Genomic DNA, 342 nt, shown 5'->3' with positions numbered 1-342 from the left:
GGTTTGGATAAACTCGATATGAAGCATGACCGTTATACAGGTAATTGGAAAGGTATCATCAAGGGTACAGAATACACAGCAGAAAAAGAGCTTGTGTTACCTTATGACGTGACATTGAAAAATGGTAAAGTTATCAAAGCAGGCGATAAGATTGCCAAAGGTGGCACTTATGCCTTTACATTTGAGTTTAACCAAGGTACTAATTCAGAGTTCATCAAGAAACTTGTGACAGTTAAGTGGGATGCCAAAGGTGGCCAATGGTCTTATGTTATCAATAAAGACTTCCTTAACTCTCTAGGTGTTAAAGGAACATTTGATGCAGACTTCTACATCGAAGTTGAG

Annotated in this window: 1 pseudogene; it reads left to right on the top strand. The window is 38.3% G+C overall.

Annotated features, from left to right (window positions below):
* A pseudogene (locus HMPREF2619_RS03000) lies at nucleotides 1-342 on the top strand (peptidase); the annotation flags it as partial.

The organism is Streptococcus sp. HMSC074B11, assembly GCF_001808705.1.
In the GTDB taxonomy this organism is placed as follows: domain Bacteria; phylum Bacillota; class Bacilli; order Lactobacillales; family Streptococcaceae; genus Streptococcus.
This window is presented reverse-complemented; position numbering and strand designations above follow the sequence as displayed.